The sequence below is a fragment of the Pseudomonas sp. P7779 genome (assembly GCF_013386315.1).
Lineage (GTDB): Bacteria > Pseudomonadota > Gammaproteobacteria > Pseudomonadales > Pseudomonadaceae > Aquipseudomonas.
Map to the genome: position 1 here is coordinate 20697 of NZ_JACARZ010000150.1, position 8047 is coordinate 28743.

An 8047-nucleotide genomic window follows, 5' to 3' on the forward strand; every position below is an offset into this window, starting at 1 on the left:
GACTTAGTTGTCGTAACCCAGGTTCGGCGCCAGCCAGCGTTCGGTCACGCTCAGGTCCTGCTCCTTGCGGGCGGTGTAGCTGGCGACCTGGTCCTTGTCGATCTTGCCCACCGCAAAGTACTGCGCCTGCGGGTGAGCGAAGTACCAGCCGCTGACGGCTGCTGCCGGGAACATCGCGTAGTGCTCGGTCAGGAACACGCCGCTGCGGCCGGCGTGCATCTCCTGGGCTTCAGGGTCCAGCAGTTGGAACAACTGGGCCTTCTCGGTGTGATCCGGGCACGCCGGGTAACCCGGGGCAGGGCGAATACCGCTGTACTGCTCCTTGATCAGCGCTTCGTTATCCAGCACTTCGTCCTTGGCGTAGCCCCAGTGCTCTTTACGCACCTGCTGGTGCAGCCACTCGGCGCAGGCTTCGGCCAGGCGGTCGGCCAGGGCCTTGACCATGATCGAGTTGTAGTCGTCGCCGGCGTCCTGGTAGGCCTTCGCCACTTCTTCAGCGCCGATGCCAGCGGTGGTGATGAAGCCACCGATGTAGTCGGTTACGCCGCTGTCCTTGGGTGCGACGAAGTCGGCCAGGGAAAAGTTCGGCTTGCCGTCGGTCTTGATGATCTGCTGGCGCAAATGGTGCAGCCTGGCAATCGGCTGGCCGTCATCGCCGTAGACTTCCAGGTCATCGTCCTGCACCTGGTTGGTCGGCCAGAAACCGAACACCGCGCGGGCGCTGATGAGTTTTTCGTCGATCAGCTTCTTGAGCATTTCCTGTGCGTCGGCGTACAGCGCCGTCGCCGCTTCACCCACCACTTCATCGGTGAGGATGCGCGGGAACTTGCCGGCCAGGTCCCAGGAGATGAAGAACGGTGTCCAGTCGATGTACTCGGCCAGGACGTTGAGGTCGATATTGTCCAGCACCTTGGCGCCGGTAAACGTCGGCTTGACCGGCGTGTAGCTGCTCCAGTCGAACTGCGGCTTCTTGGCGATGGCGGCCGGGTAGCTCAGGCGCTCGGTGCGCGCGCTGCGGTTGGAGGTGCGCTCGCGCACGTCGATGTATTCCAGGCGGGTTTTCTCGACGAACGCCGGCTTCAATTCCTTGGACAGCAATTGCGTCGCCACGCCCACGGCGCGGGAGGCATCGGTGACGTAGATCACCGCGTCATTGCTGTATTTGGGCTCGATCTTCACGGCCGTGTGGGCCTTGGAGGTGGTAGCGCCACCGATCATCAGCGGCAGGTGGAAATCCTGGCGCTGCATCTCGCGGGCGACGTGCACCATCTCGTCCAGGGACGGGGTGATCAGCCCGGACAGGCCGATGATGTCGCACTTCTGTTCCTTGGCCACCTGCAGGATTTTCTCGGCCGGGACCATCACGCCCAGGTCGACGATGTCGTAGCCGTTGCAACCCAGCACCACGCCGACAATGTTCTTGCCGATGTCGTGCACGTCGCCCTTCACCGTGGCCATCAGGATCTTGCCCTTGGCTTCCGGCTTGTCGCCTTTTTCCAGCTCAATGAACGGGATCAAGTGGGCCACGGCCTGCTTCATCACCCGGGCGGATTTCACCACCTGGGGCAGGAACATTTTGCCGGCGCCGAACAGGTCGCCGACGATGTTCATGCCGGACATCAGCGGGCCTTCGATCACCTCGATCGGGCGCGCGAACGACTGCCGGGATTCCTCGGTGTCTTCGACGATGTGGGTGGTGATGCCCTTGACCAGCGCGTGTTCCAGGCGCTTGTTGACTTCCCAGCCGCGCCATTCTTCGGTCTCGGCTTCCTTGACGCTGCCGTCGCCCTTGTACTTGTCGGCAATGGCGAGGAGGGCGTCGGTGCCTTCCGGGGTGCGGTTGAGCACCACGTCTTCCACCGCGTCACGCAGCTCGGCCGGGATCTGGTCGTAGATCTCCAACTGGCCGGCGTTGACGATACCCATCGTCAGGCCGTTGCGGATCGCATACAGCAGGAACACCGAGTGGATCGCTTCACGCACCGGGTTGTTGCCACGGAACGAGAACGACACGTTGGACACGCCACCCGAGGTCAGCGCATACGGCAGCTCGTCGCGGATGTAGGCACAGGCGTTGATGAAATCGACGGCGTAGTTGTTGTGTTCCTCGATACCGGTGGCGACCGCGAAGATGTTCGGGTCGAAGATGATGTCTTCCGGCGGGAAGCCGACTTCATTCACCAGGATGTCGTAGGAGCGTTTGCAGATTTCTTTCTTGCGCGCTTCGGTGTCGGCCTGGCCGGCTTCGTCGAACGCCATCACCACTACCGCCGCGCCGTAGCGCTTGCACAGCCTGGCGTGGTGAATGAACTGTTCCACGCCTTCCTTCATGCTGATGGAGTTGACGATGCCCTTGCCCTGTATGCACTTCAGGCCGGCCTCGATCACTTCCCACTTGGAGGAGTCGATCATGATCGGCACGCGGGAGATGTCCGGCTCGCCGGCAATCAGGTTGAGGAAGGTCACCATGGCCTTCTTCGAATCCAGCATGCCTTCGTCCATGTTGATGTCGATCACCTGGGCGCCGGCTTCCACCTGCTGCAGGGCGACTTCCAGGGCTTCGGTGTAGTTGTCTTCACGGATCAGGCGGGCGAAGCGGGCGGAACCGGTGATGTTGGTGCGCTCGCCGACGTTGACGAACAACGAGTTGCGATCAATGGTGAACGGTTCCAGGCCCGATAGGCGGCAGGCCTTCGGAATGTCCGGGATCGGGCGCGGTGCGTAACCGGCCACGGCCTTGGCGATGGCTTCAATATGGCCCGGGGTGGTACCGCAGCAACCACCGACGATGTTCAGGAAGCCGCTCTGGGCGAATTCCTCGATGACCTTGGCGGTTTCCGACGGCAGTTCATCGTACTCGCCGAATTCGTTGGGCAGGCCGGCGTTCGGGTGGGCGGAAACGTGGGTGTTGGCCTTGTTCGACAGCTCTTCCAGGTACGGACGCAGCTCGCTCGCGCCCAGTGCGCAGTTCAGGCCCACAGACAGCGGCTTGGCGTGGCTGACCGAGTTCCAGAAGGCTTCGGTGGTCTGGCCCGACAGGGTGCGGCCGGAGGCGTCGGTGATGGTGCCGGAGATCATGATCGGCAGTTCGACGTTCAATTCTTCGAACACGCCCTGCACGGCGAAGATCGCGGCCTTGGCGTTGAGGGTGTCGAAAATGGTTTCGATCAGGATCAGGTCGGCGCCGCCTTCGATCAGGCCTTTGGTGGCTTCGGTGTAGTTTTCCACCAGCTCATCGAAGGTCACGTTGCGGTAGCCGGGGTTGTTTACGTCGGGCGACAGCGAGCAGGTACGGCTGGTCGGACCGAGCACCCCGGCGACGAAGCGCGGCTTGGCCGGGTTTTCCAGGGTCTTGGCGTCGGCGATCTTGCGCGCCAGGCGCGCGCCTTCTACGTTTAATTCGTAGGCGAGGTCTTCCATGCCGTAGTCGGCCATGGAAATGCGCGTGGCGTTGAAGGTGTTGGTTTCCAGGATGTCGGCGCCGGCATCCAGGTAGGCTTTTTCGATGCCGCCGATCACGTCCGGACGGGTGATCACCAGCAGGTCGTTATTGCCCTTGACGTCGCTCGGCCAGTCGGCGAAGCGTTTGCCACGGTAGTCCTGCTCTACCAGTTTATAGCTCTGGATCATCGTGCCCATGCCGCCGTCGAGGATCAGGATGCGTTCCTTGAGGGCTTGGTGGAGGGCTTGCAGACGAGCGCTACGATCGGGCATGGGACTACTCTGGTCAGGTATTACGGAGGGCGAAGATCATAACAAACCTGTGCGCTTTTAGAGCATGTGCAGGCTTTGCATGAATATCGCTCATGTTGGCGGGGGCGTTACATCGGTAGAATCGACGGGTTTTTCACTGCACGCATTGAATCGGGACCGGAAACATGTCACTTCGCCTCATCGTCAGCGCCGCGTTTGCGCTGTTCGCCCTTACCGCACAGGCAGAAGGTCCCGCCCCGGCGATCTCTTATACCCGTGACATCCAGCCGATCTTCACCGAGAAATGCGTGGCCTGCCACGCCTGCTACGACTCGGCCTGCCAGCTCAACCTGGGCAGTGCCGAAGGCGCCGCACGTGGCGCGACCAAGGTGCCGGTGTACGACGGCGAGCGCAGCCAGGCCAGCCAGCCCACCCGTTTGTTCTATGACGCCTTCGGCAAAGCCGCCTGGCAGCAAAAGGATTTCTACTCGGTACTCGACGCCCAGGGCAGCCAGGCCGCACTGATGGCGCGCATGCTGGAGCTGGGGCATAACGCGCCGCTTGCGCCCAACGCCAAGCTGCCCGACGACATCGTGCTGGGCCTGAGCCGCGAAAACACCTGCCCGATGCCGGGGGAGTTCAACGCCTACGCAGGTAACCACCCGAAGGAAGGCATGCCCCTGGCCGTCACCGGCCTGACCGACCAGCAGTACCAGACCCTGCAACGCTGGCTGGCCTCCGGCGCACCGATCGACGAACAAGGCCTGGCCCCGAGTGCCAAGGAAGCCTTGCAAGTGCAGCAATGGGAAAACCTGTTCAACCAGCCCGGGGCCCGGGAAAGCCTGGTGGCGCGCTGGTTGTTCGAGCACCTGTTCCTTGCTCACATCTACTTTGAAGGCGGCGAACCGGGGCATTTCTTCCAGTGGGTACGCTCGCGCACCCCGAGCGGGCAGCCGATCGACCTGATCAACACCCGCCGCCCCAACGACGACCCGGGCACCCAGGTGTACTACCGCCTGTGGCCGGTGCAGGGGGTGATCGTGCACAAGACTCACATCACCTATCCGTTCAGCGCCGAGAAGATGGCCCGGATCAAGTCGCTGTTCTATACCGATGACTGGCAGGTGCAAGCCTTGCCGGGCTACGGGCCGGGCCGGCGCGCAAACCCGTTCGAGACCTTCGAGGCGATTCCGGCCAAGGCGCGCTACCAGTTCATGCTGGATAACGCCGAATACTTCGTGCGCACCTTTATTCGCGGGCCGGTATGCCGGGGCCAGATCGCGACAGACGTGATCCGCGACAACTTCTGGACCCTGTTCCAGGACCCCGACCACGACCTGTACATCACCGATGCCCGCTACCGCGGCCAGGCCACGCCGTTGCTGGCGATGCCGGGGCAGATTGACGATGTGGGCAGCGTGCTCAGCCTCTGGCTCAAATACCGCGACAAGCGCAACGAGTACGAGGCGTTGCGCCGGGACAGTTATGCCGACCTGCCGCCGCCGAGCTGGTCGAGCCTGTGGGCGGGCAACGACAACGCCTTGTTGAGCATCTTCCGTCACTTCGACAGCGCCTCGGTGACCAAGGGCTTGATTGGTGAAGTGCCGCAAACCCTGTGGCTGTTCGACTATCCGCTGCTGGAGCGCACCTACTACCAGTTGGCGGTGAATTTCGATGTGTTCGGCAACGTTTCCCATCAGGCCCAGACGCGCCTGTATTTCGACCTGATCCGCAACGGTGCCGAGCAGAACTTCCTGCGCCTGATGCCGGCGGACTCGCGGGATGACTTCCTTGACGATTGGTACCAGAACAGCGGCAAGGTCAAGCTGTGGCTGGACTATGAAGCCATCGACGATGACAAGCCCACGGGCCTCACGCTCGATGAAAAGGACCCCAAGCGCGACTTCGCCAACCAGTTGCTGGCCCGCTACGGCGACCTGAACGCCAGCCCGGACCCGATCAACCGTTGCGTCAGCGCCTATTGCTCGCGTCCGGGCATTGACCCTGCGTTGCAGGACGCCGAACAGGCCCTGAGCCGCCTGACCAACCGCCCGGCGGCGGGGCTCAAGGTGATCGACCTGTTGCCGGAAGCGACCATGCTGCGCATCGAAACCCGCAGCGGCAAACGTGAGATGTACAGCCTGTTGCGCAACCGCGCCCACAGCAACGTGGCCTTTATGCTCGGTGAGGCTTATCGCTATCAGCCGGGCCTGGACACCGTGACCATCTATCCCGGCGTGCTGAGCAGCTACCCGAACTTCATGTTCAACATTCCGGCGCAGCAAGTGCCGGAGTTTGTCGCGGCCATGGAGAACGCCAAGGACGCCAATCGCTTCGAGAAGATTGTCGACCGCTGGGGCATCCGCCGCAGTCACCCGCAGTTCTGGCAGTACTTCCACGACCTGTCGCAGTACATCCGCGAAACCACGCCGGTGGAAGAGGGCGTGCTGGACATGAACCGCTACGAGAATCTTTGATCGACCTTTGACCGTCGACGGCTGTCCCAAGCCATAGGCACCTGAATAACCGGTGTCGAGTGTTGGGAGAGTGGGTCGACGATGTTGATTTCAGTACAGGCACTGCGCGCCCTGGCGGCCTGGACCGTGGTGGGTCATCACTTCATGCAGATTTTCTTTGGCTTTAAGGCCGATTCGGCGCTGGGCCACCTGTTTGTCGACAAAGGTGCGGCGGGCGTGGATGTGTTTTTTGTGATCAGCGGCCTGGTGATCTTCCTCTCCACCGAGAACAAACAGCTGCTGCCCTGGCGATTCCTGCTGTATCGCCTGCTGCGAATCGTCCCGGCCTACTGGTTCTACACGCTGTTGATGGCGCTGCTGGTGGTGTTTGCGCGGCCGGTGTTGCCGGACCAGAACGTCGATGCGGCCCATGTGTTGATGTCCTTGCTGTTCATACCTTCGGAAAATCCCGGTGGTTATGGGGTGTACCCGACCTTGAACGTCGGCTGGACCCTGAACTACGAGATGCTCTTCTACGTGCTGTTTGCGTGGGCGTTGCTGTTTCGCCGGCAGTGGCGGGTGCTGGTGGTGGGCGCGTTGTTGTTCGCGGTGTGCCAGGCGTGGACTTCTTTCGGCTGGATCAGCGAATTCTATCGTTCGGACATTGTGTATGAGTTCCTGCTGGGGATAGGCATCGGCATGCTTTACCGCAAGGGCTGGATTCGCCCCGGGCTGTGGCTTCCATTGCTGGGGATTGCGGGGGCATTGCTGGCGATCTATCACTGGCCGGCATCGCCGCGGGCCCTGACCTGGGGCTTGCCGAGTGCGGTGCTGGTGGTGGCCTGTATCTCGATGGAACGCTATTTCGAGCGCAGCCGACTGCTCAAGGTGATGGGGGATTGTTCCTACTCGGTCTATCTGATGCACGTGCTGGTGTTGTCCGCCGGCGGTTTTGTCGCCCAGCGTTATGGGGTGAATGCCTACGTGATGCTCGGCGTGTGTGTGGTGCTGATCGCCATTGGGTCGCTGGCCAGCTACCACTGGCTGGAAAAGGGCAGTTATCGTCGGCTCAAAGGCTGGTTCGATGGCGACGAACGGTTGGTTCTTTCCCGACAAAAATACTAGGACTTTGTACCTCGGTAATAATTTGGCGTAAACTGCCGGCAAGCCTGCGAGGAGTTTCCATGACCGCCATAACCATTACCGACGCCGCCCACGATTACCTGGCTGATCTGCTGTCGAAGCAGAACACCCCGGGCATTGGCATCCGCGTCTTTATCACCCAGCCCGGCACCCAGTACGCTGAGACGTGCATTGCCTACTGCAAGCCGGGAGAAGAAAAACCTGAAGATACGGCGTTGGGGCTGAAAAGCTTCACCGCGTATATCGATGCGTTCAGTGAAGCGTTCCTTGACGATGCGGTGGTTGATTACGCCACTGATCGTATGGGTGGCCAACTGACCATCAAGGCGCCGAACGCAAAGGTGCCGAATGTTAATGCGGATAGCCCGATTAACGAGCGCATCAACTATTACCTGCAGACCGAGATCAACCCTGGGTTGGCCAGCCACGGTGGTCAGGTTAGCCTGATTGATGTGGTTGATGATGGTATTGCTGTGTTGAAGTTTGGTGGCGGTTGCCAGGGCTGCGGCCAGGCGGACGTGACCTTGCGTGAGGGTATTGAGCGTACGCTGCTTGAGCGGGTTCCGGAGCTCAAGGGTGTGCGGGATGTGACTGACCATACGCAGAAAGAAAACGCCTACTACTAAGGGTGTTCGCTGCGGATGTGAAAAACGGCGCCCCGTGAGCGCCGTTTTTTTATGGTTTGGATTCAGTGGGTTGCGTTAGGGTTGTGAGGTTTTAGGTTAGGTATGTTGTGTACATATCCGTTATTTAGG

The 8047-nt window shown here is 61.1% G+C and carries 4 protein-coding genes; 3 read left to right on the forward strand and 1 reads right to left on the reverse strand.

Annotated elements, in window-relative coordinates; genetic code table 11:
• Window positions 1-3: 3 nt before the first annotated feature.
• Entirely contained in the window at window positions 4-3714 is a 3711-nt protein-coding gene (gene metH, locus HX869_RS30005) for a methionine synthase (RefSeq protein WP_178904094.1), read from the reverse strand.
• Window positions 3715-3878: 164 nt separating this feature from the next.
• Here metH and HX869_RS30010 point away from each other — a divergent pair, with 164 nt between their 5' ends.
• The 3 genes from HX869_RS30010 (at window position 3879) to nfuA (ending at window position 7918) form a co-directional block, all read left to right on the forward strand.
• Window positions 3879-6170 (forward strand): fatty acid cis/trans isomerase, encoded by a 2292-nt coding sequence (locus HX869_RS30010; RefSeq protein WP_178904095.1) that lies wholly within the window; start codon window positions 3879-3881, stop codon window positions 6168-6170.
• Window positions 6171-6251: 81 nt separating this feature from the next.
• Window positions 6252-7274 carry an acyltransferase gene (locus tag HX869_RS30015; RefSeq protein ID WP_178904096.1) on the forward strand — a complete coding sequence of 341 codons (1023 nt, stop codon included), beginning with the start codon at window positions 6252-6254 and terminating at the stop codon, window positions 7272-7274.
• Window positions 7275-7333: 59 nt separating this feature from the next.
• The gene (nfuA, locus tag HX869_RS30020; RefSeq protein ID WP_003210817.1) at window positions 7334-7918 is read left to right on the forward strand and encodes a Fe-S biogenesis protein NfuA; all 585 of its coding nucleotides are present in this window, start codon (window positions 7334-7336) and stop codon (window positions 7916-7918) included.
• Window positions 7919-8047 lie beyond the last annotated feature (129 nt).

Excerpts from the sequence above, each read along its gene's own strand:
- nfuA (WP_003210817.1), top strand. The coding sequence starts at position 7,334 with ATGACCGCCATAACCATTACCGACGCCGCCCACGATTACCTGGCTGAT.
- HX869_RS30010 (WP_178904095.1), top strand. The coding sequence starts at position 3,879 with ATGTCACTTCGCCTCATCGTCAGCGCCGCGTTTGCGCTGTTCGCCCTT.
- HX869_RS30015 (WP_178904096.1), top strand. The coding sequence starts at position 6,252 with ATGTTGATTTCAGTACAGGCACTGCGCGCCCTGGCGGCCTGGACCGTG.
- metH (WP_178904094.1), bottom strand. The coding sequence starts at position 3,714 with ATGCCCGATCGTAGCGCTCGTCTGCAAGCCCTCCACCAAGCCCTCAAG.